The organism is Nocardioides abyssi (assembly GCF_030412915.1).
In the GTDB taxonomy this organism is placed as follows: domain Bacteria; phylum Actinomycetota; class Actinomycetes; order Propionibacteriales; family Nocardioidaceae; genus Nocardioides; species Nocardioides abyssi.
On sequence record NZ_JAUHJR010000002.1, the window covers coordinates 575,002 to 600,218 of the forward strand.

25 protein-coding genes are annotated in these 25,217 nt (G+C 74.7%); 15 read left to right on the top strand and 10 right to left on the bottom strand.

Annotation, left to right across the window (positions count from 1 at the left end):
• The first annotated feature begins 39 nt into the window (after positions 1 to 39).
• Both QWY29_RS07830 and QWY29_RS07835 read left to right on the top strand, forming a co-directional pair.
• Positions 40 to 2,832 carry a DEAD/DEAH box helicase gene (locus QWY29_RS07830; protein WP_300960156.1) on the top strand — a complete coding sequence of 931 codons (2,793 nt, stop codon included), beginning with the start codon at positions 40 to 42 and terminating at the stop codon, positions 2,830 to 2,832.
• Positions 2,829 to 3,536: an SWIM zinc finger family protein gene (locus QWY29_RS07835; protein ID WP_300960157.1), complete on the top strand. Its 708-nt coding sequence runs from the start codon at positions 2,829 to 2,831 to the stop codon at positions 3,534 to 3,536. The genes QWY29_RS07830 and QWY29_RS07835 overlap by 4 nt, the downstream gene beginning before the upstream one ends.
• Before the next feature lie 35 nt (positions 3,537 to 3,571).
• Here QWY29_RS07835 and QWY29_RS07840 read toward each other — a convergent pair whose 3' ends face one another.
• Positions 3,572 to 4,303: a hypothetical protein gene (locus QWY29_RS07840; protein ID WP_300960158.1), complete on the bottom strand. Its 732-nt coding sequence runs from the start codon at positions 4,301 to 4,303 to the stop codon at positions 3,572 to 3,574.
• 65 nt (positions 4,304 to 4,368) lie between these two features.
• Here QWY29_RS07840 and QWY29_RS07845 point away from each other — a divergent pair, with 65 nt between their 5' ends.
• Positions 4,369 to 5,079, top strand: coding sequence for a DUF6989 domain-containing protein (locus tag QWY29_RS07845; RefSeq protein ID WP_300960159.1), 711 nt, complete (start codon positions 4,369 to 4,371; stop codon positions 5,077 to 5,079).
• Here QWY29_RS07845 and QWY29_RS07850 read toward each other — a convergent pair.
• The 3 genes from QWY29_RS07850 to QWY29_RS07860 form a co-directional block, all read right to left on the bottom strand.
• Positions 5,069 to 5,620, bottom strand: a complete 552-nt coding sequence (locus tag QWY29_RS07850; RefSeq protein WP_300960160.1) for an SACE_7040 family transcriptional regulator — start codon at positions 5,618 to 5,620, stop codon at positions 5,069 to 5,071. The genes QWY29_RS07845 and QWY29_RS07850 overlap by 11 nt on opposite strands.
• 186 nt (positions 5,621 to 5,806) lie before the next feature.
• Positions 5,807 to 6,919 (bottom strand): homoserine O-acetyltransferase MetX, encoded by a 1,113-nt coding sequence (gene metX / locus QWY29_RS07855; RefSeq protein ID WP_300960161.1) that lies wholly within the window; start codon positions 6,917 to 6,919, stop codon positions 5,807 to 5,809.
• A gap of 19 nt (positions 6,920 to 6,938) precedes the next feature.
• Positions 6,939 to 8,225, bottom strand: coding sequence for an O-acetylhomoserine aminocarboxypropyltransferase/cysteine synthase family protein (locus QWY29_RS07860; protein ID WP_300960162.1), 1,287 nt, complete (start codon positions 8,223 to 8,225; stop codon positions 6,939 to 6,941).
• A gap of 123 nt (positions 8,226 to 8,348) precedes the next feature.
• Between QWY29_RS07860 and QWY29_RS07865 the strand changes: the two genes are divergently transcribed.
• From QWY29_RS07865 to QWY29_RS07890, 6 genes are read left to right on the top strand one after another with little or no spacing between them, the layout of a single operon-like run.
• Complete coding sequence (locus QWY29_RS07865) at positions 8,349 to 9,920, top strand: carboxyl transferase domain-containing protein (RefSeq protein ID WP_300960163.1); 1,572 nt, start codon at positions 8,349 to 8,351, stop codon at positions 9,918 to 9,920.
• A 4-nt stretch (positions 9,921 to 9,924) separates the two neighbouring features.
• Positions 9,925 to 11,847, top strand: a complete 1,923-nt coding sequence (locus QWY29_RS07870; RefSeq protein WP_300960164.1) for an ATP-binding protein — start codon at positions 9,925 to 9,927, stop codon at positions 11,845 to 11,847.
• On the top strand, positions 11,844 to 12,815 hold the full coding sequence (locus QWY29_RS07875) for a hydroxymethylglutaryl-CoA lyase (protein WP_300960165.1): 972 nt from the start codon (positions 11,844 to 11,846) through the stop codon (positions 12,813 to 12,815). Before QWY29_RS07870 ends, QWY29_RS07875 begins: the two co-directional genes overlap by 4 nt.
• Positions 12,812 to 13,915: a hypothetical protein gene (locus tag QWY29_RS07880; RefSeq protein WP_300960166.1), complete on the top strand. Its 1,104-nt coding sequence runs from the start codon at positions 12,812 to 12,814 to the stop codon at positions 13,913 to 13,915. Before QWY29_RS07875 ends, QWY29_RS07880 begins: the two co-directional genes overlap by 4 nt.
• The gene (locus tag QWY29_RS07885) at positions 13,912 to 15,048 is read left to right on the top strand and encodes a hypothetical protein (RefSeq protein WP_300960167.1); all 1,137 of its coding nucleotides are present in this window, start codon (positions 13,912 to 13,914) and stop codon (positions 15,046 to 15,048) included. The genes QWY29_RS07880 and QWY29_RS07885 overlap by 4 nt, the downstream gene beginning before the upstream one ends.
• Positions 15,045 to 16,259 (top strand): hypothetical protein, encoded by a 1,215-nt coding sequence (locus QWY29_RS07890; RefSeq protein WP_300960168.1) that lies wholly within the window; start codon positions 15,045 to 15,047, stop codon positions 16,257 to 16,259. Before QWY29_RS07885 ends, QWY29_RS07890 begins: the two co-directional genes overlap by 4 nt.
• Here the strand turns inward: QWY29_RS07890 and QWY29_RS07895 are convergent.
• Positions 16,220 to 16,924, bottom strand: coding sequence for an EcsC family protein (locus tag QWY29_RS07895; protein WP_300960169.1), 705 nt, complete (start codon positions 16,922 to 16,924; stop codon positions 16,220 to 16,222). The two genes, QWY29_RS07890 and QWY29_RS07895, sit on opposite strands and share 40 nt — an antisense overlap.
• Before the next feature lie 36 nt (positions 16,925 to 16,960).
• On the opposite strand from QWY29_RS07895, the gene aat reads away from it, so the two are divergent.
• Together aat and QWY29_RS07905 are read left to right on the top strand one after the other, a co-directional pair.
• Positions 16,961 to 17,683 (top strand): leucyl/phenylalanyl-tRNA--protein transferase, encoded by a 723-nt coding sequence (aat, locus tag QWY29_RS07900; protein WP_336621833.1) that lies wholly within the window; start codon positions 16,961 to 16,963, stop codon positions 17,681 to 17,683.
• Between the two features lie 86 nt (positions 17,684 to 17,769).
• Positions 17,770 to 18,306 carry a hypothetical protein gene (locus QWY29_RS07905; protein WP_300960170.1) on the top strand — a complete coding sequence of 179 codons (537 nt, stop codon included), beginning with the start codon at positions 17,770 to 17,772 and terminating at the stop codon, positions 18,304 to 18,306.
• Between the two features lie 31 nt (positions 18,307 to 18,337).
• Here the strand turns inward: QWY29_RS07905 and QWY29_RS07910 are convergent, their stop codons facing one another.
• From QWY29_RS07910 to QWY29_RS07920, 3 genes are all read right to left on the bottom strand, one after another.
• Positions 18,338 to 18,673: a rhodanese-like domain-containing protein gene (locus tag QWY29_RS07910; RefSeq protein WP_300960171.1), complete on the bottom strand. Its 336-nt coding sequence runs from the start codon at positions 18,671 to 18,673 to the stop codon at positions 18,338 to 18,340.
• Between the two features lie 184 nt (positions 18,674 to 18,857).
• Positions 18,858 to 19,724, bottom strand: a complete 867-nt coding sequence (locus tag QWY29_RS07915; RefSeq protein WP_300960172.1) for an Fpg/Nei family DNA glycosylase — start codon at positions 19,722 to 19,724, stop codon at positions 18,858 to 18,860.
• Between the two features lie 54 nt (positions 19,725 to 19,778).
• The gene (locus tag QWY29_RS07920; protein ID WP_300960173.1) at positions 19,779 to 20,195 is read right to left on the bottom strand and encodes a DUF4385 family protein; all 417 of its coding nucleotides are present in this window, start codon (positions 20,193 to 20,195) and stop codon (positions 19,779 to 19,781) included.
• Between the two features lie 65 nt (positions 20,196 to 20,260).
• Here QWY29_RS07920 and QWY29_RS07925 point away from each other — a divergent pair, with 65 nt between their 5' ends.
• From QWY29_RS07925 to QWY29_RS07940, 4 genes are all read left to right on the top strand, one after another.
• Positions 20,261 to 20,509 (top strand): hypothetical protein, encoded by a 249-nt coding sequence (locus tag QWY29_RS07925; protein ID WP_300960174.1) that lies wholly within the window; start codon positions 20,261 to 20,263, stop codon positions 20,507 to 20,509.
• A gap of 200 nt (positions 20,510 to 20,709) precedes the next feature.
• Positions 20,710 to 21,894, top strand: coding sequence for an ATP-binding protein (locus QWY29_RS07930; RefSeq protein ID WP_300960175.1), 1,185 nt, complete (start codon positions 20,710 to 20,712; stop codon positions 21,892 to 21,894).
• Between the two features lie 22 nt (positions 21,895 to 21,916).
• Positions 21,917 to 22,720: a glycerophosphodiester phosphodiesterase family protein gene (locus QWY29_RS07935; RefSeq protein ID WP_300960176.1), complete on the top strand. Its 804-nt coding sequence runs from the start codon at positions 21,917 to 21,919 to the stop codon at positions 22,718 to 22,720.
• Positions 22,721 to 22,730: 10 nt separating this feature from the next.
• Positions 22,731 to 23,669, top strand: a complete 939-nt coding sequence (locus QWY29_RS07940; protein WP_300960177.1) for a DUF5926 family protein — start codon at positions 22,731 to 22,733, stop codon at positions 23,667 to 23,669.
• Positions 23,670 to 23,708: 39 nt separating this feature from the next.
• On the opposite strand, the gene QWY29_RS07945 is transcribed toward QWY29_RS07940, so the two are convergent.
• Together QWY29_RS07945 and QWY29_RS07950 are read right to left on the bottom strand one after the other, a co-directional pair.
• Positions 23,709 to 24,785, bottom strand: coding sequence for an adenylate/guanylate cyclase domain-containing protein (locus QWY29_RS07945; protein WP_300960178.1), 1,077 nt, complete (start codon positions 24,783 to 24,785; stop codon positions 23,709 to 23,711).
• 2 nt (positions 24,786 to 24,787) lie between these two features.
• A complete protein-coding gene (locus QWY29_RS07950) occupies positions 24,788 to 25,150 on the bottom strand; it encodes a Crp/Fnr family transcriptional regulator (protein ID WP_300960179.1) in 363 nt (120 codons plus the stop codon).
• Positions 25,151 to 25,217 lie beyond the last annotated feature (67 nt).

Consider the following 25,217-nt stretch of genomic DNA (forward strand, 5'->3'; position numbering starts at 1 on the left):
GTACCGGGCCTGTCGGCACCAGCGGTTACGGTCCTGCAGGTGAGCTTCGTGCCCGTCACCGGACCGGCCACCTTCCGCGCCGGGGAGCCGCCGCGCGAGGGCGTGGTGGAGTTCAGCGACGACCGGCGGACGGTCAGCCTGCCGGTCCGCGCGGCGCTGCCGGTGCTCACCAAGGCGCACGCCCGCGACGACCTGCACCCGAGCGTGGGGCTGCTCTCCGGGGCCGCGCTGCTGGGGCTGCGGCTGGTGGCCGCCGGGCGGCTGGAGCCGGCCGACGGTGACGGGCCGCCGTCGTGGCGGATCGCGGCGCTGGACGCCTCCGACGCCGACCGGGTGGAGATGCTCGCGCACTCGCGGGCGTACGACGGCGTGGACGTCGCGGCCGCGCAGGCGCTCGTGCGACAGGTGCTCGACGCGGTCGCCGACGCCGTGCCCCGCACCGCGCCCGGCCCGACGACAGGCCGTCGCCGCGCCACGCCCGCCGCTCCGCAGCGGCCCGCCGTTCCCCGCCCGGCCGACCCGGCGTTCGCCGCCCGGCTGCAGGCGCGGATCGACCGGCACCGCACCCGGGCGAGCCGGGCCGGGGGGCTGCCGCAGCTGGTGGGGCTCTCGCTGCGGGTCGAGGCCGACGAGGAGGAGCTGGTCGCCGGGGCGGTGCGGGTGGTGCTCCAGGTCCACGACGAGCAGGACCCGCTGCACGTCTGCGACGCGGCCCTGCTGTGGACCGAGACCGGCCCGGACGCGAGCCACGGCTTCGGCGACCGGGCGCGCACGCACGCCACGATCGCGCTCCGCGGGGCCGCGGACGCCTGGCCGGTGCTGGAGCGGATGCTCGAGCTGCGCGTCCCCGACCAGCTCACCCTCGACACCGACGAGATCGTCGGCCTGCTCGAGCACGGGGTCGGGGCGCTGCGCGAGCGCGGGATCGACGTCCTGTGGCCCCGCAGCCTGGGCCGCGACCTCACCACCCGCACGGTGCTCGACAGCGCCCCGGCCGGCGGCACCGCCCCCGGCGCGGGCGGGGTGCGCGAGGCGCCGCTGGACAAGCCGGTGCTCGGCACCGAGGACCTCTTCGCCTTCCGCTGGCAGGTCGCGCTGCACGGCGAGCCGCTCACCGAGGAGGAGATGGACCAGCTCGCGAGCGCCGCCTCGCCGGTGCTGAAGCTCCGCGGCAGCTGGACCGTCGTCGACCCCGCCGTGGCGCGGCGCGCTCGCAAGCGGCTGGTGCGCACCGCCACCCCGGCGCAGGCGGTGGCCGCCGCGCTCACCGGCACGGTCCGGGTCGAGGACGCCGAGGAGCAGGTCGTCGTCGGCGCCAGCCTCGAGCGGGTGCGCGAGCAGCTGCGGACCGCAGCGACCCGCGAGCCGGTCGAGCAGCCCGCGGCGCTGCGGGCCGACCTGCGCGACTACCAGCGCCACGGGCTGACCTGGCTCGCTGAGCTGACCTCGCTCGGGCTCGGCGCCTGCCTGGCCGACGACATGGGCCTGGGCAAGACGATCACGCTCATCGCGTTGCACCTCCACCGCCGCGAGGGCGGCGCGACCGGCCCCACGCTGGTGGTCTGCCCGACCAGCCTGCTCGGCAACTGGGAGGCGGAGGTCGCGCGGTTCGCGCCCGGCACGCCGGTGCGCCGCTTCCACGGCTCGGGCCGCGACCTCGCCGGCCTGGAGGACGGGCTGCCCGGCACCGACGCGGGCTTCGTGCTGACGACCTACGGGACTGCCCGCCGCGACGCCGCCGCCCTCGCGGACGTCGGCTGGGACCTCGTGGTCGCCGACGAGGCCCAGCACGTCAAGAACGCCCGCACCGCCACCGCCCGCGCGCTGCGCACGATCCCGTCCCGGGCGCGGGTGGCGCTGACCGGGACCCCGATCGAGAACGACCTCACCGAGCTCTGGTCGGTGCTCGACTGGGCCACCCCGGGCCTGCTCGGGAGCCGCAACGCCTTCCGCAAGGTGTGGGCCGCGCCGATCGAGTCCGGGCTGGAGCCCACCAAGGCGCGGCAGTTCGCCGACCTGGTGGAGCCGTTCCTGCTGCGCCGCCGCAAGTCCGACACCGGCATCGCGCCCGAGCTGCCGGCGAAGACCGAGACCGACCACCCGCTGCGGCTGACCCGCGAGCAGACCGTGCTCTACGAGGCGTTCGTCCGCGACACGATGGAGCGCATCGAGCGCGCCGACACCGACACCCGCCGCGGGCTGGTGCTGGCGCTGCTCACCGGGCTCAAGCAGATCTGCAACCACCCCGCGCAGTTCCTCAAGCAGTCCGGGGCGGCCCGACTGTCCGGCCGGTCGCAGAAGCTCGACCTGCTCGAGGAGCTGCTCGCCACCGTGGTCGCCGAGGGCGGGGCGGCGCTGGTGTTCACCCAGTACGTCGCCATGGCCCGTCTGGTCGAGGCGCACCTGACCCGGCTCGGCGTCGGTCACCAGCTGCTCCACGGCGGCACGCCGGTGCGCGAGCGCGAGGCGATGGTGGCCCGCTTCCAGGCCGGGCCGGACGACCCGGGGTCGGTGCCGGTCTTCCTCCTCTCCCTCAAGGCCGGCGGCACCGGGCTCAACCTCACCCGCGCCGACCACGTCATCCACCTCGACCGCTGGTGGAACCCCGCGGTGGAGGAGCAGGCGACCGACCGGGCTTACCGGATCGGGCAGACCAAGCCGGTGCAGGTGCACCGGATGACCACCCGCGGCACCATCGAGGAGCGGGTCGCCGAGCTGCTCACCCGCAAGCGCGCGCTGGCCGACTCGGTCCTCGCCGGCGGGGAGGCCGCGCTGACCGAGCTCTCCGACGACGAGCTGCGCGACCTGGTCACCCTGCGGCCGGAGGCGTGACCGTGACCGAGGCCGGCGGGCGGACCGGCACGCCGAGCCGCGTCGTCCACCCCCGGCTGCCGGCCCGGCGGGGCGGGGCCCGCGCGGCGACCTGGTGGGGGCGGGCCTGGTTGCGGGCGGTCGAGGAGGCGGCGTACGACGAGGCCGACCTGGTCGCCGCCCGGCGCCTGGCCCGCTCGGGCCGCATCGGCGGGATCATCGTCGACCGCGGGTCGTTCGTCGCGGCCGTCGAGGACGACGGAGGCCTGTGGACCACGTCGGGCACGGTGCCGGTGCTCGACGACGCCGCGCGGGACGCGTTCGTCGAGACCGTCGCGGCCGAGGCCGGGCGGGTGGCGGCGCTGATGGCCGGCGACCTGCCGCACACGCTGGTCGAGCACGCGGAGGACGCGGGCGCGGAGCTGCTGCCCTACGGCGGCGAGCTGGGCGCGACGTGCACCTGCGAGTCGTGGACCGACCCGTGCGTGCACGCGCTGGCGGTGCTGACCCAGGTCGGGTGGCTGGTCGACGGCGACCCGTTCGTGCTGCTGCAGCTGCGGGGGCTGCCGCGCGAGGACCTGCTCGCCCGGCTGCACGCCCGGGCCGACCCGGTCGAGGAGGACCCGCTCGCCACCGACGACGACACGGCGTACGACGCCGCCCTCCGCGCAGCCCGGGCGCTCGACCTGCTCGCCGACGGCCAGGGGATCGACCACCTGCTGTGAGCCGGTCGGGGCCGCGGGGTCGCGGACCTCGTGGGTCAGAAGTCGTAGGACCCGCAGACCCGGTCGCGCACCGCGCGCCACGACGACTCGTCGACGGGGCTGCCGGGCTCGATGTCGTGGAAGGCCTGCAGCGGCTCCATCCGGGCGGCCGTCGCCTCGTCGTAGCGGCCGGTCACCTGCTCCTCGGCGAACCGCGCCGGGTCGATGTCGACGAGCATCCCCTGGAGCGCGCGGATCCAGATCCCGAGCTCGGGGTCGACCGCCATCCCCAGCCGCAGCTCGGGCATGCCGGCCGTCGGCAGCACGCACACGCAGCGCACCAGGTCGGTCGTGCCGGCGGTCAGCACGGTGAGCACGTCGCCCTTGTGGTCGAGCGTCATCCGGTCGGTGCAGGGCTCGACGAGGTCGTCGTGGGGGCCGAGGTACGCCGCCCAGGTCGGCGTGGCGCCGTCCTCGTCGGCGGTCCACCGGGTCTCGCAGGAGTCGGCCGTGCGGAGGTACCGCACCGCGTCGCCGTGGTCGGCCACCGCCCCGCGCAGCGCGGTCGGGGTGTCGCCGGTGGCGACCACGAGGACGGCCTGGCCGGTGCAGCCGAGGTCGACGTGCTCGACGCCGAGGCGGAGCGGGTCGTCGCCGCGGGGCGTGCGGGCGGCGTCGTTCGTGCCGGCCCGGCCCGGCTCGTCGGGCCGGTCGAGGACGCCCGCGGCCACCCCGCCGCCGGCCCCCAGGACCGCAGCGAGCGCCAGGACCACCAGCCGGCTGCGCACGCTGCCGAGCCTAGGCGTCCGGCGGACTCCCGGCGCGGGGCGGCGCGCGTCACTACGGTGTCGCCGTGACCGCGACCCTGCCGCCCTCGGGCACCGACACCCCGCCGGCTCCGACCTCCCGCGACGGGCTGGGCGCGCTGGTCGCCGTCCACGCGGCGCTGCTGGCGGGCGGCGCCGTGGCGCTCTCGCTGGACGCGCCGGCCCAGGGCTGGGGGGTGCTGGTGTGTGTGGTGGCCTACGTCGCCGCGCTCCTGGCCGTCTGCCGCGCCGCCGGGCGCGACGACCTGCTGGCGCTCGCCGGGTTCCTCGCGGTGGTCTCGGTCTTCCAGCTGCTGCCCGACTGGGTGCTCGCCGACCTGGTCGGCACGCTGCGGTTCCCCGACACCGGCGGGCCGCGCGTGGACGACGTGATCCCGCTCGCGATGGTCGCGATGTGGGTGGCGCCGCTCTTCGTCGCGGTCGCGCTCGCCGGCGGCCGCCCCGGGCGGGCGGCGCTGCTGTCCGCGCTGGTCTTCCTCGGTGCCGAGGTGCTCGCCCCCACGCTCGGCCTCTGGGAGCCGGTCGGCGACACCCACCGCCTGCTCGGCGTCGCGGTGTACGTCGTCCCCGCCGAGGCCGCCCTCGGCTGGGCCGCCGCGACCGCCTTCGCGCTGGTGCGGCACCGGCCCCTCCCGGCTCGGGTCGGCGCGGCGCTCGCCGTCTCGACCTTCTACCTCGGGGCGCTGGTGCTGGCCCACTTCGTCGTCGACGTCGCCGGCTGGCGGATCACCGCCTGACGCCCAGCGCCCCCAGCGCCATCTCCACCAGCAGCTGGTGCATCGGGCCGTCGGGGAGCAGCCCGCTGTGCGGGGTGGAGTTGAGCAGGCCGAACGTCGCGTGCGCCCGGGCCCGTGCGGTGTCGGCCGCCAGCCCGTCGTGCACCAGCCGCAGCTGCTCGGCCCACAGGTCGACGTACTCCCGCTGCAGGGCGCGGACCCGCTCGCGCGCCGTCGCCGGCAGCGACTCCCAGTCGCGGTCCTGGACGACGATCAGCGCCCGCTGGCCCAGGGCGAACGACGCGTGCCAGTCGACCAGCGCGGCCAGCGCCGCCACCGGTCCGTCCGCGGCCGCCACCCGCTGCCGCCCGACCGCGAGCAGCTCCTCGCTGATGGAGACCAGCATCTCGGCGAGCATCGCGTCCTTGGACGGGAAGTGCTTGTAGAGCGCCGGCCCGCTGATCCCGCACGCCGCCCCCAGGTCGGCCACCGACACCCCGTGGAACCCCCGCGCCGCGAACAGCTCCGCCGCCGTCGCCAGGATCTGTGCGCGCCGGGTCACGGGCGTCAGGTTAGCGGTTGTTAACCGGGTGCAGGCGTACCACCAATTGGTGGTACGCCTGACCTTCTGGGCCGTTGCATCGGCCCAGAAGGTGTCGTGGAGGCCCATCAGCGTGGGCGTACCACCTATAGGTGGTACGCCGGACCTTCTGGACCTCCGCACACGTCGACCCGTCGACAGCAGGACTCAGTCGACGAGGAACGCCCGCAACCGGGCGTGGTAGCCGGGCGGCTCGAGCAGGAACGAGTCGTGGCCCCAGGGGGAGGGGAGCTCGGCGTGGTCGACGTCGACGCCGCAGGCGGCGAGCTCGCGGGCCATCCGCTCGGACTGGGCGGTGTCGAAGCGCCAGTCGGAGTCGAAGGAGGTGAGCTGGAAGCGGGTGGCAGTGGTCCGGAGCCGGTCGGCGGTCCAGGGGTCGGCGAAGGGGTCGTAGTAGTCGAGCAGGCGGGTCAGGTAGAGATAGGACAGCGCGTCGAAGCGGTCGAGGAACACCTCGCCCTGGTGCTGGAGGTAGTGCTCGACCTCGAAGTCGGGCCCCATCCGCCAGTCGTCGCCGGTGCCGGTGCGGCGGTGGCCGAACTTCGCCTCGAGCGAGGCCGCGGAGACGTAGGTGATGTGGGCCATCATCCGCGCGACCTTCTGGCCCAGGCGGGGCTGGACGCCCTTCTCGGCGTACCGCCCGTCGTGGAAGTCCGGGTCGCTCATGATCGCCTCGCGGGCGACGGAGGAGAAGGCGATGTTCTCCGGCGTCAGCCGCGAGGAGGCGGCCACGACGACGGCGCGGTCGATCTCGTCGGGGGCGTCGATGGCCCACTGGAGCACCTGCATCCCGCCGAGCGAGCCGCCGACGGCGGCGTGCAGCCGGGAGATCCCCAGCGAGGCCAGCAGTCGGCGGTGCACGGCGACGAGGTCGCTCATGTGCAGCATCGGGAAGTCCAGGCCGTACGCCGCGCCGGTGGCCGGGTCGGTCGAGAGCGGTCCGGTGGTGCCCGAGCAGCCGCCCAGCAGGTTGGCCGAGACGACGAAGAACCGGTCGGTGTCGACCGGCTTGCCGGGGCCGATCAGGTTGTCCCACCAGCCACGCTTCTTGGCGCCGATGTGCAGCCCGGCGGCGTGCGCGTCGCCGGTGAGCGCGTGGCAGACGAAGACCGCGTTGTCGCGCTCGGGGGAGAGCTCGCCGTAGGTCTCGTAGGCGACCTCGACGTGGTCGAGCCGCCCGCCGCCACGCAGGACCAGCGGGTCGTCCTGGGTGAAGAGGACGACCCGCTGGGTCTCGACGTAGCCGAGCGGTCCGGTCACAGGTGGGTGCTCGGGATCGTCACTTGGTGGCGGTCAGCGCCTGCTCGAGGTCGGCGATGATGTCGTCCACGTGCTCGATGCCGATCGAGAGCCGCACCATGTCCTCGGGGACACCGGCGGCCTCGAGCTCCTCGGGGGTGAGCTGGGAGTGCGTCGTCGTGGCGTTGTGGATCGCCAGCGACTTCGCGTCGCCGATGTTGGCCAGGTGGCTGAACAGCTGCAGCGACTCGATGAAGGTCCGCCCGCCGTCGCGGCCGGCCTTGAGGCCGAAGCTCACGAGGCCGCCGTACCCCTTGCCGGTGAAGGTGCGGTCGGCGACGGACTTGTACTTGCTGGACTCCAGGCCGGGGTAGCTGACCCACGACACGGCGTCGTGGCCCTCGAGGTACTTTGCGACCGCCAGCGCGTTCTCGCTGTGCCGCTCCATGCGCAGGTGGAGGGTCTCCAGGCCCTGGAGGAACAGCCAGGAGTTCATCGGGGTGATCGCGGCACCGGTGTTGCGCAGCAGCACCGTGCGGGCGCGGATGATGTACGCCGCCGGGCCGGCGGCCTCGGTCCACACCGCGCCGTGGTAGGCCGGGTCGGGCTTGGTCAGGCCGGGGAAGCGCTCGGAGTGCGCGGCCCAGTCGAACGTGCCGGAGTCGACGATCACGCCGCCGATGGAGGTGCCGTGGCCGCCGATGTACTTCGTCGCGGCGTGCACGACGACGTCCGCGCCCTGCTCGATCGCGCGGACCAGGTAGGGCGACGGCGTGGTGTTGTCGATGACCAGCGGCAGGCCCTGGGCGTGCGCGGCCTCCGACCAGGCGGGGATGTCGATGACGTTGATCTTGGGGTTGCCGACGGTCTCGCCGAAGACCATCTTGGTCTTCTCGTCGACGTGCTGGGCCAGCTCCTCGGGCTTCTCGGGGTCGACGAAGCGGACCTCGATGCCGAACTGGGGCAGCGTGTGGGCGAACAGCGCGTAGGTGCCGCCGTAGAGCGTGGAGAGCGCGACGATGTTGTCGCCGGCGTAGCAGAGGTTGAGCACGGCGTACGTCGTCGCGGCGGACCCGCTCGCGGTCGCGAGCGCACCGACGCCGCCCTCGAGCTGGTTGATCCGGTCCTCGAACACCGACTGCGTCGGGTTCATGATCCGCGTGTAGATGTTGCCCGGCTCGGCCAGCGCGAAGAGGTTGGCGGCGTGCTCGGTGTCGTTGAAGACGTAGGACGTCGTCTGGTAGATCGGCACCGCCCGCGCGTTGGTGGCGGGGTCGGCCTGCTCCTGGCCGGCGTGGACGGCGAGGGTCTCGGGGCTGTGCGTCACGTGTTCCTCCTGGATGGGTGGCTCTCCCAGCCTAAAGTCAAGTGAAGGACTCGACAATTAGTGTCCGAGGACCGGACGCCGGGGCGCTCGACGGGCCTGGTTAATGATCGCTAACCTGCCGGGGTGACCCAGGACCTGAGATCGCTCGTCGAGGACCTGCGCGAGCGCCTCGCCACCACCCGGCTCGGCGGCTCGGAGAGGGCGCGGGACAAGCACACCGCCCGCGGCAAGATGCTGGTGCGCGAGCGCGTCGACCGGCTGCTCGACCCCGGGAGCGCGTTCCTCGAGCTCAGCCCGCTGGCCGCCACGGGGATGTACGGCGCTCCCGGTGAGACGCCCGTCCCGGCCGCCGGCATCGTCACCGGCATCGGCCGGATCAGCGGCCGCGAGTGCCTGGTGGTCGCCAACGACGCCACCGTCAAGGGCGGCACCTACTACCCGGTGACGGTCAAGAAGCACCTGCGCGCCCAGCAGGTCGCCGCCGACAACCACCTGCCGTGCGTCTACCTCGTCGACTCCGGGGGTGCGTTCCTGCCGCTGCAGGACGAGGTCTTCCCCGACCGGGAGCACTTCGGCCGGATCTTCTTCAACCAGGCCAACCTGTCGGCGCGCGGCATCCCGCAGGTCGCCTCGGTGATGGGGTCGTGCACCGCGGGCGGCGCCTACGTGCCGGCGATGTCGGACGAGACCGTCATCGTCAAGGAGCAGGGCACGATCTTCCTCGGCGGCCCGCCGCTGGTGAAGGCCGCGACCGGTGAGGTCGTCACCGCCGAGGAGCTGGGCGGCGGCGACGTCCACGCGCGCACCTCCGGCGTGGTCGACCACCTCGCCGAGGACGACGCCCACGCGCTCGCGATCGTGCGCTCGATCGTGGCTACGTTCCCTGCCTCGGCGGGTTTCGAGACAGGCGCCAGGGCGCCTTCCTCAACCAGCCGGGCGTGGGAGGTGCGCGAGGTCGAGGAGCCGCTGGAGGACCCCGAGACGTTGTACGACGTCGTCCCGGCCGACACCCGCACGCCGTACGACGTGCGCGAGGTCATCCGCCGCGTCGTCGACGGCAGCCGGTTCCAGGAGTTCAAGAAGCTCTACGGCGAGACGCTGGTGACCGGCTTCGCGCACGTCTGGGGCCACCCGGTCGGCATCGTGGCCAACAACGGGATCCTCTTCGGGGAGTCCGCGCTCAAGGGCGCGCACTTCATCGAGCTGTGCAACCAGCGCGGCATCCCGCTGGTCTTCCTGCAGAACATCTCCGGCTTCATGGTCGGCCGGGAGTACGAGAACAAGGGCATCGCCCGCGACGGCGCGAAGCTGGTCACCGCGGTCGCCTGCTCGGTGGTCCCGAAGTTCACCGTCGTCATCGGCGGCTCGTTCGGCGCCGGCAACTACGGCATGTGCGGGCGTGCCTACGACCCGCGCTTCCTGTGGATGTGGCCCAACGCCCGGATCTCGGTGATGGGCGGCGAGCAGGCCGCGTCCGTGCTGGCGACGGTCGCCGGGAAGCCGGAGGACGAGGAGTTCAAGGCCCCGATCCGCGAGCAGTACGAGACCCAGGGGTCGCCCTACTACGCCACCGCCCGGCTCTGGGACGACGGCGTGATCGACCCCGCCGACACCCGTCGCGTGCTCGGCATGGGCCTCGCGGCCGCCGCCCACGCCCCGGTCCCCAGCCCCTCCTACGGAATCTTCAGGATGTAACGGGATGCCCTCGATCCACACTCTCCTGGTCGCCAACCGCGGCGAGATCGCGCTGCGCGTCTTCCGCACCGCGGCGCGCCTCGGCATCCGCACGGTGGCGATCCACACCGACCTCGACGCCACGGCGCCGCACGTGCGCGCGGCCGACGACGCGGTCCGGGTGGGCAGCTACCTCGACGTCGACGAGGTCGTCGCCGCCGCGGTGGCGGTCGGCGCCGACGCGGTCCACCCCGGCTACGGCTTCCTCTCGGAGCGGTCGGCCTTCGCGGCCGCGCTGGAGGCGGCCGGGGTCACCCTGGTCGGCCCGAGCGCGCAGGTCATGGAGCAGATGGGCCGCAAGGACCTCGCCCGCGACATCGCGGTGGCCGCGGGCGTGCCGGTCGTGCCGGCGTACGCCCTCGACGACGACCCGTCGACCTTCGCCTACCCGGTGCTGGTCAAGGCCGCGGCGGGCGGCGGCGGCAAGGGCATGCGCGTGGTCCGCTCGGCCGGCGAGCTGCCCGAGGCCCGGGCCGCCGCGGCGCGCGAGGCGGCGAGCGCGTTCGGCGACGAGACGCTGCTCATCGAGAAGTACGTCGAGCGCGGCCGCCACCTCGAGGTGCAGGTCATGGGGGACAGCCACGGCAACGTCGTGCACCTCTTCGAGCGCGACTGCTCGACCCAGCGCCGCCACCAGAAGGTGCTGGAGGAGGCGCCCGGACCCACCGTCGACGCCGACCTGCGGCACCGGATGACCGCGGCGGCGGTCGCGCTCGCCCGGCAGGTCGGGTACGTCGGCGCGGGCACCGTGGAGTTCCTCCTCGACGCCGACACCGGCGACTTCTACTTCCTGGAGATGAACACCCGGCTCCAGGTCGAGCACCCGGTCACCGAGGCGATCACGGGCCTCGACCTGGTCGAGGAGCAGCTGCGGGTCGCGGCGGGCGAGCCGCTGTCCCGCACCCAGGAGGAGCTCGCCATCACCGGCCACGCCATCGAGGCCCGGGTGTACGCCGAGGACGCGTTCGGCGGGTTCCTGCCGCAGGCCGGGCGGGCCGACCTCGTCCGGTGGCCCAGCGGCTCGGGGATCCGGGTCGACCACGCGCTGGAGAGCGGTCAGGTCGTCTCCACCTCCTACGACCCGATGCTCGGCAAGGTGATCGCCCACGGCCCCGACCGCGAGTCCGCGCGGCAGGCGCTGCTGCGCGCGCTCGAGGGCACCGCGGTCACCGGGCTGACCACCAACACCGGCTTCCTCCGTGCGCTGGTGGCGAGCGACGAGTTCCGCGACGCGACGATCGACACCGCGTGGCTGGACCGCCACGAGGTGGCGGCGCCGGGCCCGGACGAGGCGCGCCTCTTCGCGGCCTGGACGGCGGCGTACCTCCTCACCCCCGGCGTCGGCTCCGACCCGCACCCCTTCCAGGCCGACGGCTGGCGGCTCGCCGGCCCGCCCGCGCCGGTCGTCGTCGAGCTCGACCGCCCGGTCGTGGTCGAGCACGCGCGGCTCGGCGTGCCCGGCACCGTCGACGAGATGCCGGTCACGGCGGTGGCCGCGGCCGACCTGCGGCCCGGTCACGAGGTCGTCCTCGAGCTCGAGGGCCGGCGTCGCCGCGCGGTGGTCGACGTGCAGGCGCACACGGTCGAGGTCGTCCTCGACGGCCAGCGCCACGTCTTCACCAAGCCCGACGTCGCCGCCGACACCGGGCCGGCCGCCGGCGACGGCACCGTGGTCGCGCCCATGCCCGGCACCGTGCTCGACGTGCGGGTCGCCGAGGGCCAGCAGGTCACCGCGGGCGAGCTGCTCGGTGCGATGGAGGCGATGAAGATGGAGTTCGCGCTCACCGCGCCGTACGACAGCGTGGTCACCGCCGTCGAGGCGGTGGCGGGCCGGCAGGTGGCGCTGGGGGCGCGCCTGTTCGAGGTGACGGGTACCGACCAGGCATGACCACCGCTCCCGCACCGACGCTCCCGACCAGCGTCACCGTCTACGAGGTCGGCCCCCGCGACGGCCTGCAGAACGAGGCCGGCCAGGTGCCGACCGAGGTCAAGGTCGAGTTCGTCGAGCGGCTCCTGGCTGCCGGCCTGCCGGTCGTGGAGGCGACGAGCTTCGTCCACCCCCGCTGGGTGCCGCAGCTCGCCGACGCTGCGGAGCTGCTCGGGCTGCTCGAGGAGCGGATCGGCGACCGGGCGCGGGACCTGCCGGTGCTGGTCCCCAACGACCGCGGACTCGACCGCGCGCTCGAGCTCGGCTGCCGCCACGTCGCCGTCTTCGGCTCGGCCACCGAGACCTTCGCCCAGCGCAACCTCAACCGCTCCTACGAGGAGCAGTTCGCGATGTTCGAGCCGACCGTGCGCCGCGCCCGCGAGGCCGGCATGCGGGTGCGCGGCTACCTCTCGATGTGCTTCGGCGACCCGTGGGAGGGCGCCGTGCCCGTCGAGCAGGTCGTGACGGCGGGCCGGCGGCTGCTCGACCTCGGGGCGAGCGAGCTCAGCCTCGGCGACACGATCGGCGTCGGCACCGCCGGCCAGGTCGGCGAGCTGGTGGCGGCGTTCGGCGCGGCCGGCGTCGGCACCGACCGGCTCGCGATGCACTTCCACGACACCTACGGCCAGGCGCTCGCCAACACCTACGCCGCCCTGCAGGCGGGCATCACCACCTTCGACGCGAGCGCCGGCGGGCTCGGCGGCTGCCCCTACGCCAAGAGCGCCACCGGCAACCTCGCGACCGAGGACCTGCTGTGGCTGCTGCGCGGCCTGGGCATCTCGACCGCCGGCGAGGCAGGCAGCGGGATCGGCAGCGGGACCGGGGTGGACCTCGACGCGGTCGTCGCGACCAGCGCGTGGATGGCGCGGCAGCTCGGGCGGCCCAGCCCGTCGGCGGTGGTCCGCGCCCTGGCAGGATCGGGGTCGTGACCACCCGCCGCGTCTACCTCCACGTCGGGGCGCCCAAGACCGGCACGACGTACGTCCAGGACCGGCTCACCCGCAACGCCCGCCTGCTCGCGCGGCACGGCGTGCACGTGCCGACCGGCTCGGCGCTGGTGACGCCCGCGCTGTTCCACTTCCGCGCGGCGCTGGACCTGCTCGAGCAGGACTGGGGCGGCGCGCCCGGGCACGCCGTCGGCGCGTGGGACGCGCTGGTCCGCAAGGTCGACAAGCTGTCGGGGACCGTGGTGGTCAGCCACGAGATCCTCGCCCCCGCCTCCGCGGCGCAGGTGGCCCGCGCCAAGCGCGACCTCGGCGGCGACGGCACCGAGCTGCACGTGGTCTACAGCGCCCGCGACCTCGCCCGCCAGGTGCCGGCCGCGTGGCAGGAGAGCATCAAGCAGGGCCGCAAGTGGAGCTACCGGCGCTACCTCGCCCGCACCCGCGAGGGCCGGCCGTGGTTCTCCCGCGCCTTCGACCTGCCGACCGTGCTCGAGCGGTGGGGCGCCGACCTGCCGCCCGAGCGGATCCACCTGGTCACCGTCCCGCCGAAGCGGGTCGTCCAGGAGCGCTCCGACGTGCTGTGGCTGCGCTTCTGCACCGCGCTCGGCATCGACCCGGCGTGGGCGCCGCGCGAGAGCGACCGCGCCAACCAGTCGCTCGGCATCGCCGAGACCCAGGTCGTGCGCCGGTTGAACCGGCGGATGGACCGGGCCACCCGCCGCGAGGCGTCGTACGACGAGCTGATCCGCGAGATGCTCGCGCAGGAGGCACTGGTCGGCCGGCGCTCGACGCCCGTGCTGCTGCCACCCGACATGTACCCCTGGGCCGAGGAGCAGGCCGACCGCTGGATCACCTGGGCCCGGGGCTCCGGCATCCACGTCGTCGGCGACCTCGAGGAGCTGCGCCCCGGCCTGCCGCCGCTGGAGCCGTGGCGCGACCCCGACCGGGTCCCGCCCAAGCGCCAGCTCGACGTCGCCCTCGACGCGCTCGCGGCGATGACCCGCGAGGCCGCGCGGCGCGACGACCCCGAACAGGCGCTGTGGCGCCGCGCCCGCACGCAGCTCGAGCGGCTGCGCCGGCCGTGACCGCGCCCGTGACCGCGGGCGAGCCCGGGGAGCGGCGCGCCTGGGGCTGGGTCGCGTCCCTGCGCGAGGGCGGCACCACGCCGTGGGCCGCCTGGTCCGGCGAGGGCGAGGCGCGCGGTCGGGTGCTGCCCGGCGCGCAGCAGCTGGAGCTGCTGCGCCGGCTCAACGAGGCCGGCCACCCCACCCCCGAGCTGGTACGCCGCGTGCTGGAGGCGTCCGCGCCCGGCCGGGGCCGCCCCGACCTGGAGCTGGTGGGGGCCGTCGACCCGGGCCCGTTCGGCCCGCGGCCGGTCGACCCCGCCGACCTGCCCGACGACGAGCTGGTCCGTGTGGCCACCTCGGTGCTGGCCGACGACCTCGCCGCCGCCGCGCTCCCCGACCCCGCCGCCGTGCCGCGGCGGCCGCCGTGGCGGCACCGCTTCCGGCTGGTCGGCGACCCGTGGCTCGCCGACGCGGCCCGGCGGGCGCTGGTGGAGCGTGGCCGGGCCCCGGGCGGGCGCGGCGCGAGGGTGCTGGTGCTCGCCGACGACCTGGGCGCCATGCTCGCCGACGCCTGGCGCCACCGCGTGCTCACCGAGGGCGCCCCACCGTGGCGAGACTGGCTCGCCGACACGGTCTCCCGCGACCGGGTGCCGCCCCGGGTCGACGTGGCGCGGGCGCTCGACACCTGGTCGGGCCGCGCCGGCCGCGACCGCGTGCGGCTCGTGCTCGACCCCGCCGCGCTGCCCCGGCTCACCGGCACCCGCACCCCGCTGCCCCCGGCCCCGGTCCTCTCCGCCGACGGTGCCGAGCTGGCGCGACGGACCGCCCCGGTGCTCGGCCTGCTGGCGCTGCCCGAGCGTCGCGCCCGGCTGCTCCGCGAGGCGTTCCTCCCGCGGCTGGCCGCCCTCGGCGGCCCGCCCCTCGGCGTACCTCCCGAGCTGGCGGGGTGGGTCCGCGGCCGCGCGGAGCGGGTGCGCGAGGAGGTGCTCGCCGCTGGCTACCCTGTCGTCGGCGACGTCGACCGGCTGCTGCCCCGGCTCCGCGAGGGTGCCCGGGAGCCCTCGGACGCCGGCGTCCTCGACCTCGCCGTGCGCCTGCTGCTCGCGGGCGACGGCCGCGACACCCCCACCCGGACGGAGGACCACCGATGAGCGCCAAGGTGCTCCTCCACGTCGGCACCCCGAAGACCGGCACCTCCTACCTCCAGGACGTGCTCTTCCGCAACCAGCGGGTGCTCGCGCAGCACGGCATCCTCTACCCGGCCGACCGCTTCGACGCGCACTTCCTCGCCGCGCTCGACCTGATGCGGCTGCCGTGGGGCGGGCTGGAGGCCGAGGCCGTCGGTGCCTGGGACCGGCTCGCCGCCCGGGTGCGCGAGCACCGCGGCACGGCCGTGGTCAGCCACGAGATCCTCGCGACCGCGTCGCGCTCGCAGGTCGGCCGCGCGCTCGAGTCGCTCGGGCACGGCAGCGGGACCGAGGTGCACCTCGTGCTCTCGGTGCGCGACCTGGTGCGCCAGATCCCGGCGGAGTGGCAGGAGAACGTCAAGCACCGCAGCACCCTGAGCTACGCCGCGTTCCTCGAGCAGGTCCGCGACCCGGCGCGGGAGAGCCGGATCGCGACGTGGTTCTGGGGCGTCCAGGAGATCCCCGACATCCTCGACCGCTGGGGCCACGACCTGCCGCCGGAGCGGGTGCACCTGGTGACCGTGCCGCCGCCGGGCGGGGCGCCCGAGGTGCTGTGGCAGCGGTTCAGCCGCACCTTCGGCCTCGACGGCATCGACCTCGACCTGCACGCCGAGCGCGCCAACCCCTCCCTCGGCGTCCCGGAGACCGCGCTGCTGCGCCGGGTCAACCGCGCCGTCAACGCCGTGGTCGAGCCGGCGCACTACCGGCCGCTCGTCCGCGAGCTGCTCGCCCACCAGACCCTGTCGCGGCGCACCCGCTCGCCGCGGCTCGCGCTGCCGCCGGACGTGCACCCGTGGGCCCAGCAGCTCGCGGCCGCCTGGTCGCAGGAGGTCGCCCGCCGCGGGTACGACGTCGTCGGCGACCTCGCCGACCTGGTCGGTGCCCCGCCGCTCTCGCGCTGGTCCGACCCCGACCGCCCCGCCGAGCGGCAGGTGGCCGGCGCCGGCGTGGAGGCGGTCAAGGCGCTGCTGCTGGAGAACGTCCGCCTCCGCGAGGAGGAGGCCCGCCTGCACGAGGAGCTCGCCGAGACCCGACGTGCCCTCGACCGGTCCTACCTGCGGCCGTCGTACCGGCTGCGGGAGAAGGTCGTGCGCCGCCTGCAGTCCGGCGCCGCCGGCCGCGGTGCCCTGCGGGTCTACCGCCGCGTGCGCGGCAGGAGCTCGCGGTCGGCGTAGCGGCCGACCCGCCACGTCGCGTAGCCGTCGGCACCCATGCCGACCAGCCCGCCGACCACGGGCACTCGCCGGCCCACGGTCGTCGCGATCCGCTTGCCCGCGACCTTCGTGATCAGCTCGGTGGCGACCTCCGCCGACACGATCGCATCGAGGTCCGGGTCGTGCGCGGGCGCCGTCGCGAGGGCCATCGGGGGAGCGGGCAGCTTGCGCTGCTTGACCAGCTCGTCGACCTTGTCCTCCCCGAGCAGGGTCACCAGCACCGCGTTGCGCACCCGCGGGTCGTCGAGGTCGTAGCCGCGCAGGTGCGCGATCCCGGCGATCATCCGGCACTGGATGAGCGCCTGGCCGGTGATGTTGGCCGGGATCGTCAGCGCCGCGGTGACCATGCCGCCGACGTTGGTGGTGAAGCCGCTCGCGCCGGAGTAGCGCACGTGGTTCTCGATCACCTCGTGCACGGCCTTCTCGACGTTGCCGCGCTGCTCGGCCAGCTGCTTGTCGGCGGCCTCCGCGGCCGGCGGGAGCGGGCCCACGCCGTGGATCGCGCGGTGCAGCGCCTCGCGGACGAACGTGGTGGTCAGGCCGGGTGCCAGCTGCGCGATCCTGGGCGCCAGCTGCCGCCCGAGGTGACCCGTGACCGTGCCCGCGATGGTGCGCCTGCCGCTCATGTCCCCATCGTAGGGAGGGGTCGCTAACGTCGGCGCGTGTCCGCACCCCCGCCCGACGGCCAGCCCGTGGAGCCGCCCCCGACGGCGTGGGCGTTCGGCGACCCCACGGCGTACGACGCGCTCGACGACCTCGTCGCGATCGGTGCCGACCTCGAGCCGGGCACCCTGCTGGCCGCCTACCGCCACGGGCTGTTCCCGATGCCGTCGGGCACGCCCGGCGACCCGATGTACTGGTTCAGCCCCGTGCGCCGCGGCGTGCTCCCGCTCGACGGGCTCGTCGTCTCCCGGTCGCTGCGCCGCTCCTGCCGCGACCTCGAGGTCCGGGTGGACACCGCGTTCGCCGACGTGCTCGACGCCTGTGGCGACCCCGATCGCCCGCAGGGCTGGATCGACGCCGACGTCCGCGCGGCGTACCTCCGCCTCCACGAGCTGGGCTGGGCCCACTCGGTCGAGACGTGGCGCGACGGCGAGCTGGTGGGCGGGTTGTACGGCGTCGCGATCGGCGGGCTCTTCGCGGGCGAGTCGATGTTCCACCGGGTGCGCGACGCCTCGAAGGTCGCGCTCGTCGGGCTCGTCGACCGGCTGCGCGACGACCACGCCCACGACCGGCTGCTCGACGTGCAGTGGTCGACACCGCACCTGGCGTCCCTGGGCGTCGTCGAGGTGCCGCGCGCGACCTACCTGGCGCGGCTGCGTCGCGCGCTGGCGCTGCCCGCGCCCTCCGGGCTGGTCCGGACCCCACCCGGGCCGCAGGACTGAACCGTGCCAGGCTGGGCAAGGTGTGCCGGCGCCGTCGGACCGTCCCGGACCGCCGCCGCCCCGTTCCCCGAACCGTGAGGACCCCGATGCTGAACCAGCCGAAGACCCGCACGCGGACGCTGCGCCGCGCCGTCGCCACCTCCTCCCTCCTCCTGCTCGCGCCCTTCGCCGCCGCGTGCGGGGGGGACGACGACGAGGCCAGCTCGGCGCCGCAGGACGCCTCGTCGGACGAGTTCTGCGAGGCCTACACGAGCATCTTCGACTCGCTGCTCGCCGCCCCCAGCGACTCCTCGCAGGCTGACCAGGAGAAGGCGGCCGTCGACGCGCTGAAGGACTGGAGCAAGCGGATGCGCGACGTCGGCACCCCCGAGGACCTGCCGGACGACGCCCGCCAGGGCTTCGAGCTGGTCCTCGAGGAGGCCTCCGACATCGACGACGTCAGCGACCTCGACGACCTGCAGGACTCCCAGGACTACGACGCCGACGAGCAGAAGCAGGCCGAGGCGCTCAACACCTGGATCACCAAGAACTGCGGCGGTTCCATGCCCGGCCTCGGCGGCAGCGGCGGCGAGGGCTCCGGCGAGGTGCCCTCGGAGCCGAGCAGCACCGAGTCGGTCGAGTAGCGGCCGGCACCGCCCGGGCTCAGCGACAGGCTCAGACGACCTGGGGCGGCTGGCCGGTCTCGCTGACCATCGGCCGGCCGGCCGCCTGCCAGTCGAGCATCCCGCCGTCGAGGTTGACGACGTCGTACCCCTGCTGGGCGAGGTAGCCCACGGCCTGCGCCGAGCGCCCGCCCGCCTTGCACACCACCAGCGTCTGCTCGGTGGGCAGCTCGGCGAGCCGCTGGGGCAGGTCCATCAGCGGGACGTGGACCGCGCCCTCGATGTGGCCGTGCGCCCACTCGACCGGCTCGCGCACGTCGAGCACCGCCAGCCCCTCGGGGAGCGGGTCGGGCACGCCGTCGATGGTCACCGTCGGGATCGCGTTCATGGGTCCAGTGTCGCTCGCGGCTCCGACGGCCGACCAGCGGGAGGCACCGCTGGTCGAGCAGCGAGCGCAAGCGAGCGTCGACGAGACCCGGTGACCGTGCCCACCGCCCTGCGCCCCTCGCGGGGTCTCGTCACCGGTCGGGCCTGGCGGCCCTCCCTGCTCGACCAGCGGGGCAGTGTGGCGACTACTTGAGCAGCTTCGACATCCGCCGGTCGGCGAGCGGCTTGCCGCCGGTCTGGCAGGTCGGGCAGTACTGCAGGCTGGAGTCGGCGAACGACACCTCGCGCACGACGTCCCCGCAGACCGGGCAGGGCTGGCCGGTGCGCCCGTGGACGGCGAGGTTCGACTTCTTCTCGCCCTTCAGCTCGCTCGCCGCGAGGCCGCGGGAGCGGTCGACGGCCGCGCCGATGGTGGAGCGCAACGCGTCGTACAGGCTCTGCAGCTCCTCGCCCTCGATGGAGCTCGCCGGCTTGTACGGCGACATGCGTGCCGCGTGCAGGATCTCGTCGGAGTAGGCGTTGCCGATCCCGGCGATCGTGCCCTGGTGGCGCAGCACGCCCTTGATCTGCTTGCGTCCCTCGCGCTGGAGGATCTCGCCGAGCCGCTCGGCGGTGAAGTCGTCGGTCAGCGGGTCCGGGCCGAGCGAGGCGATGCCGGGCACGTCGGCGGGGTCGCGGACGACGTACATCGCCAGGCTCTTGCGCGTGCCCGCCTCGGTGACGTCGAGGCCGGAGCCGTCGTCGAGCACGATCCGCACGGCGAGCGTCGACTTCGTGCTCGGCTTCGGCGGGATCGTCGGCACCTCGTCGCGCCACCGCACCCACCCCGCGCGCGCCAGGTGCAGCACCAGGTGGGTGCCGGAGCAGTCGAGGTCGAGGAACTTGCCGTGCCGGGTCACGTCGTCGACCAGCGTGCCCTCGAGCGCCGACAGCGGCGGGTCGAAGGTCTTCAGCGCGCTGAACGCCGCGACGTGCACCTTCACGATCGCGCGTCCGTCGAGCCGGCCCCTGAGGTCGAGGGCCAGCGCTTCCACCTCCGGCAGCTCGGGCACGCCGCGAGTCTAGGCAGCGCGGCCAGGCCCGGACAGGGGTCGGAGGGAGCCGGGTCAGGCGTCGTACGCCGTGCGGTGCTCCTCGCGCAGCCGGCGGTACGTCGCGTCGCCGGCCGCCGCGTCCCACGCGGCCTTGAACACCGCCGCGGCCTCGGCCTTGACCTGCGCCTTCTCGCCCTCCTGCCGGTTGGCGTAGCGGCGGGCGCGGGTGTAGCCCATCTGGAGGTACTTGCGCGCCATGTCGGCCCCCACGAAGTCCCCGTCGTCGAGGTAGCCGCGGAACCGCTCGGTGATCGCCACGCTGGACCGCTCCGCCTTCTCGACCGTCGCGAACTCCCACAGCGGCAGCAGCTCGGACTTGTAGGGCTCGACGTGGAAGACGCCCTGCTCGCCGCGGCCGACGGCGTAGAGCTCCGGGTGGGCACGCAGGTCGAGCGAGGCGTAGTCGAGGGAGTAGTCGAATCCGCGCACGGGTGAGGTGTACCCGTTCGCCCGACCCCGTGACAGGCACCACTCCTCGGGGGCACCATGGGTCGATGACCGCGCGCCCGCTCCCGGTCTCGGGCTCCATCCACCTCGACGCCCGAGGCGGCGACCGCGCGCTCCGGGTCTCCTGGCACCACGAGTCCGGCCTGGTCGTGCTCTCGCTGTGGCACGGCAACGTCTGCTCCGGGTCGTTCCGGCTGCCCGTCGACGAGGTCCCGACGCTGATCGACGCGCTGCGCGCCGGTCTCGACCAGCAGTACGACCTCGCGCTCGGGCGTCGTCTCGACCCGGCCGGCTGACCGGTTCGCGCGCCCACCCGGCGGGTTTCGAGACGCGCGCCAGCGCGCGCTCCTCAACCAGCCGGGTTGCTCGGTTGGTCGAGGAAGTTCCGCTAGGAACTGTCTCGAGACCCGCCGCGGACTGGCGGCGTCCGCTATCGCTGTCGACACGCGTCTAGCGGTTCCGCTAGACACCGGGATATCGCGGATACCGTCGGCGCATGGACCCGATCCGCAACCCCTACGCGCCCGGCGCGGGGCAGCGCCCGCCCGAGCTGGCCGGTCGCGACCGCGAGCTGGAGCAGTTCGAGATCACCCTCGAGCGGGTGGCGGCGGGCAGGCCCGAGCGGAGCATGGTGCTCTCCGGTCTCCGCGGGGTCGGCAAGACGGTGCTGCTCAACGCGCTGCGCAGCCAGGCCGTGAAGCGGGCGTGGGGGACCGGCAAGATCGAGGCCCGGCCCGACCGCAGCATCCGCGTTCCGGTGGCCCAGGCGGTGCACGCGGCGGTGCGCGAGGTGGCCCACCGCCATCGCGACCCCGACCGGGTCGACCAGGTCGCGGGTGTGCTCAAGGCCTACGCCCTGCGCACCACGCTCGCCGACCGCAAGGGGCTCGGGTGGGTGCCGCCGCTCGACGTACCGGCCACCAAGGGCCGCGCGGACTCCGGCGACCTGGAGCTCGACCTGCTCGAGCTGTTCACCGACGTCGCGAGCCTGGCCGGCGACCTGGGGGTCGGCATCGCGGTCTTCGTCGACGAGATGCAGGACATCGAGGCCGGCGAGCTCGCCGCGTTGTGCGGGGCGTGCCACGAGATCAGCCAGCAGGGCGCGCCGCTGGTGGTCGTCGGCGCGGGGCTGCCGCACCTGCCGGTCGCGCTGGCCGCGTCGCGCTCCTACTCCGAGCGGCTCTTCCGCTTCGTCTCGGTGGACCGGCTGCCCCGCGAGATGGCCGACCGGGCCTGGCGGGTGCCGGCGTCCGACGAGGGCGTCGACTTCGAGCAGGAGGCCCTCGACGAGCTCTACCGGCTCACCGACGGCTACCCCTACTTCGTGCAGGCCTACGGCAAGGTCGTCTGGGACGCCGCGGTCGGGTCGCCGATCGGCCTCGACGACGTGGCCGAGGCGGCGCCGCTGGCGGAGGCGGAGCTGGCGATCGGGTTCTTCGGCGCGCGCTACGAGCGCGCGACCCCGGCCGAGCGCGACTACATGACCGCGATGGCCGACCTGGGCGCCGAGGGCGACGGGCCGGTGGCCACCGCCGAGGTCGCCCGGCACCTCGAGCGCAAGCCCCAGTCGCTCTCGCCGGCGCGGGACGGGCTGATCAAGAAGGGCCTGGTCTACTCCGGCGAGCGGGGCTCGGTGGCCTTCACCGTGCCCCACTTCGGGCGCTTCCTGCGTGCGCGCTGACCCGGTGGTGGACGATGGTCCCGTGCGCCCCGACCCCCGCCCGGCGAGCCGTCCCCAGGTCGTCGCCCACCGGGGCGCGAGCGAGGAGCGGGCCGAGCACACGCTCGGGGCGTACGTCGCCGCGCTGGACGCCGGCGCCGACGCGCTGGAGTGCGACGTCCGGCTGACCGCCGACGGCCACCTGGTCTGCGTCCACGACCGCAACGTCCGGCGCACCGCCAGCCGCCGCGGCGTCGTCTCCACCATGGAGCTCGCCGAGCTGGCCGAGCTCGACTTCGCCTCGTGGAAGAACCCGTGGGCCGACCTCGACGACGAGGCGCCCGAGCGGGACGAGGAGCACGACCGGGTGCTCACCCTGCGCAAGCTGTGCGAGGTGGCCGCCGACTACGACCGGCGCATCGAGCTGGCGATCGAGACCAAGCACCCCACGCGCTACAGCGGGCTGGTGGAGAAGCGGGTCGTCGAGGTGCTCCGCGACTTCGGCTGGGACCGGGCCGGGACGCCCGCGCGGGTGATGAGCTTCAGCTTCACGGCGCTCCAGCGGGTCGAGCGGCTCGCCCCGGACGTGCCGCTGGTGATGCTGATGGAGCGCGCGCAGTACTGGCCGGCCCTGCGGCGCGTCATCGGCAAGGACTGGCTGGTGGGCCCCGGCGTCGAGGAGCTCGAGGACCACCCGTGGCTCGGTCCCCGCATCGCCCGGGCCGGGCACGACATGCACGTGTGGACCGTCAACAGCCGCGACCACCTCGACCTGTGCCTCGAGCTCGGCGTGAAGGCGGTCATCACCGACCGCCCGGCGTACGTCCTGGACCAGCTCGGCGCCTAGTCTTCGGCCCATGGCCAAGAAGTCCCGCACGAAGTCCCGCCCCGCAGCGCCGCTCGCCGAGGGCGAGGTCGGCCCGCGCCAGCCCTGCCCGTGCGGCTCGGGCAAGCGGTACAAGGCCTGCCACGGCGCCCCGGGTGGCGCCGCTGCGCCCTACATCGTCCGCCCGTTCGAGGGCCTGCCCTCGGAGTGCGACATCGTCGCGATGCGTGAGCTGGTCCCGGCGGCCACCGCGCAGCTCACGCTCAAGGACGACCCCGACCGCACCGTCGTGCTGGCCTCGCTGCTGCCGATGGCCGCCCCGGCGATGTCCCGCGAGAGCGGCCAGACCTGGCTGGGCCTGCAGGTCCAGCACTCGTTCGGCGACCCCTCGCGCGACCTCGCGGCAGCGCTGCAGGAGGCGCTCGCGGCCGAGCAGCCCGGCATCGTGGGCATGATCGAGCCGCCCGCCGACGGCCCGCGCCTGCAGGACCTGGTCACGGGCGACCAGCTCGACGTGACCGTGCACGACGGCTTCGAGTTCTGGGTCGCCGACCTCGAGGACACCAGCGGCATGGAGGCCGCGCTCGAGCAGGCCAACGGCGCCGCGACGCCGACCGCCCGGCTGACCGGTGTCGAGGCGGCGTACTGGACCAACGTCGGCACCAAGGAGCACCTGCGCTGGGTGATGCCCCAGCCCGAGGACGAGCTGCTCACCGCGCTCGCGCGGCTGCACGTCGCCGGGCGCGACGTGCTGGTGCCGGACTCCCGCTTCGTCGGCATGTTCCGTGCCCACGGGCTGCTCGCCCCGGTGTGGGACCTGCCGCTCGGCACCGGTGCCGAGGCGCTCGAGGAGCCGGCCGACGCCTTCGCCTCCGCCCTCGCCGAGGCGCTCGCCGACACCTCCGACCTCACCTCCGAGGAGCGCTCGGCCCGCTCGGGCCTCGCCGGGCGCCAGGTGACGATCCGCTGACTGCTGGCGAGAGGGGCACACGCTGTGCCCCTCTCGTCATCAGCGCCGACGCAGCACCCAGGGCTGCAGCCGCGAGTAGCCCTTGACCGAGGTGCGCCGCACGCGCCGGAAGCGGTACGCCGCCTCGTCGGCGTCGCCGCTGGCCCCGGCGTCCCGGGCGTCCCGGTCGTCCCCGCCGTCCCCGTCCTCGGGGTCGTCGGTCCCGCTGCGGCCGGACAGCGCCTCGAAGGCCCCCCGGTCGACCAGCACCGTGGACGGCCGCGCCAGCGAGGTCAGCCGCGCCGCGATGTTGACCGTCGGGCCGAAGACGTCGCCGAGCCGGCTGACCACCTCGCCGTACGCCATCCCGGCGCGCACCTGCGGGAACGGGTCGTCGTCGTCCGCGCCCCGGTCGACCATCTCCAGCGCGATCGCCGCCGCTGCCTCCGCGTCGTCGGCGACCAGCAGGACCTCGTCCCCGATGTTCTTGATGACCCGGCCGCCGTGCTCGACCGCGATGTCGGTGCACACCGACTCGAAGCCCTCCAGCCAGCCCACCAGGCCGGCCTGGTCGAGGGACTTGCTGCGCGAGGTGTAGCCGACGATGTCGACGAACACCACGGCCAGCCGGGCGGCGGGCGAGCCGGGGCTGTCGACGGCGAGCAGCCGACCGGCCGCGCTGACCAGGTGCCGCCGCCACACGTAGGACTGGAGCGCCTCGACCCGCGGCAGCACCTCGGTGGCCAGCTCCGCGACCCGGGCGACCGGGTCGTCGACGCCCTCCTCGAGCGCGACGTCGGCCAGCAGCGTGGTCTGCCACTCCGCCAGGCGGGCGAAGCTGCGGCCCCAGGTGCGCACCAGCGCCGCCTGCCGCTCGTCGGTCAGCACCCCGAGCTCGACGAGCTCGACGGCCTGGCGCAGCGATGCGACGTCCAGCGGGGTGAAGGCGACGTCGTCGTGGTCGGCCTGGGGGAAGCCCAGCCAGCGCCACAGCTCCACGGCCACCGCCTCGTCGACGCCGGCCTGCGCGAGCACGTCGTCGCGGGTGAGGCTCGGGGCCTCCTCGAGCAGGAACCGCTCGACGGCCTCGACGGCGCCGGTCAGGTCGAGCCGGTCGCCGCCGGCGCCGTCGGCCACGGCTAGCGGGACTCGACCACGGCGTTCAGCGCCTCGCGGAACGACGGCATCTCCTCGCACAGCCGCTCCACCGCGTCGGCCGTCAGGTGGATCAGGTCCAGCGGGGTCAGCGCGACGATCGAGGCCGTGCGCAGCGAGTGGCCCACGATGGCCTTCTCGCCCATGATGTCGCCGGGGCCGAGCTGGGCGATCTCCTCCTTGCCGCGACGCACCGACACCCGGCCGTCGAGCAGGATGTACGCCTTGTCGGCAGGGGTCCGCTCCGAGATCGGCGACCAGCCCTCGGGCAGGTGCACGCGGGTGCCCGCGGCACTGATCCGGGCGACCTCCTGCGGGGTGAAGCTCTCGAAGAACGAGACGCTCATGTGCCTTCCTTCCTCACCGCGAACGGTGCGACGGTGGGTCCCCTCCCGGCGCCGATCCTGACAGACG

What these genes read in the sequence shown, in the direction of transcription:
- QWY29_RS07870 (WP_300960164.1), top strand. Translation starts at nt 9,925, where the DNA reads ATGCCCTCGATCCACACTCTCCTGGTCGCCAACCGCGGCGAGATCGCG.
- QWY29_RS07875 (WP_300960165.1), top strand. Translation starts at nt 11,844, where the DNA reads ATGACCACCGCTCCCGCACCGACGCTCCCGACCAGCGTCACCGTCTAC.
- QWY29_RS07890 (WP_300960168.1), top strand. Translation starts at nt 15,045, where the DNA reads ATGAGCGCCAAGGTGCTCCTCCACGTCGGCACCCCGAAGACCGGCACC.
- QWY29_RS07895 (WP_300960169.1), bottom strand. Translation starts at nt 16,924, where the DNA reads ATGAGCGGCAGGCGCACCATCGCGGGCACGGTCACGGGTCACCTCGGG.
- QWY29_RS07905 (WP_300960170.1), top strand. Translation starts at nt 17,770, where the DNA reads ATGCTGAACCAGCCGAAGACCCGCACGCGGACGCTGCGCCGCGCCGTC.
- QWY29_RS07910 (WP_300960171.1), bottom strand. Translation starts at nt 18,673, where the DNA reads ATGAACGCGATCCCGACGGTGACCATCGACGGCGTGCCCGACCCGCTC.
- QWY29_RS07925 (WP_300960174.1), top strand. Translation starts at nt 20,261, where the DNA reads ATGACCGCGCGCCCGCTCCCGGTCTCGGGCTCCATCCACCTCGACGCC.
- QWY29_RS07930 (WP_300960175.1), top strand. Translation starts at nt 20,710, where the DNA reads ATGGACCCGATCCGCAACCCCTACGCGCCCGGCGCGGGGCAGCGCCCG.
- QWY29_RS07940 (WP_300960177.1), top strand. Translation starts at nt 22,731, where the DNA reads ATGGCCAAGAAGTCCCGCACGAAGTCCCGCCCCGCAGCGCCGCTCGCC.
- QWY29_RS07950 (WP_300960179.1), bottom strand. Translation starts at nt 25,150, where the DNA reads ATGAGCGTCTCGTTCTTCGAGAGCTTCACCCCGCAGGAGGTCGCCCGG.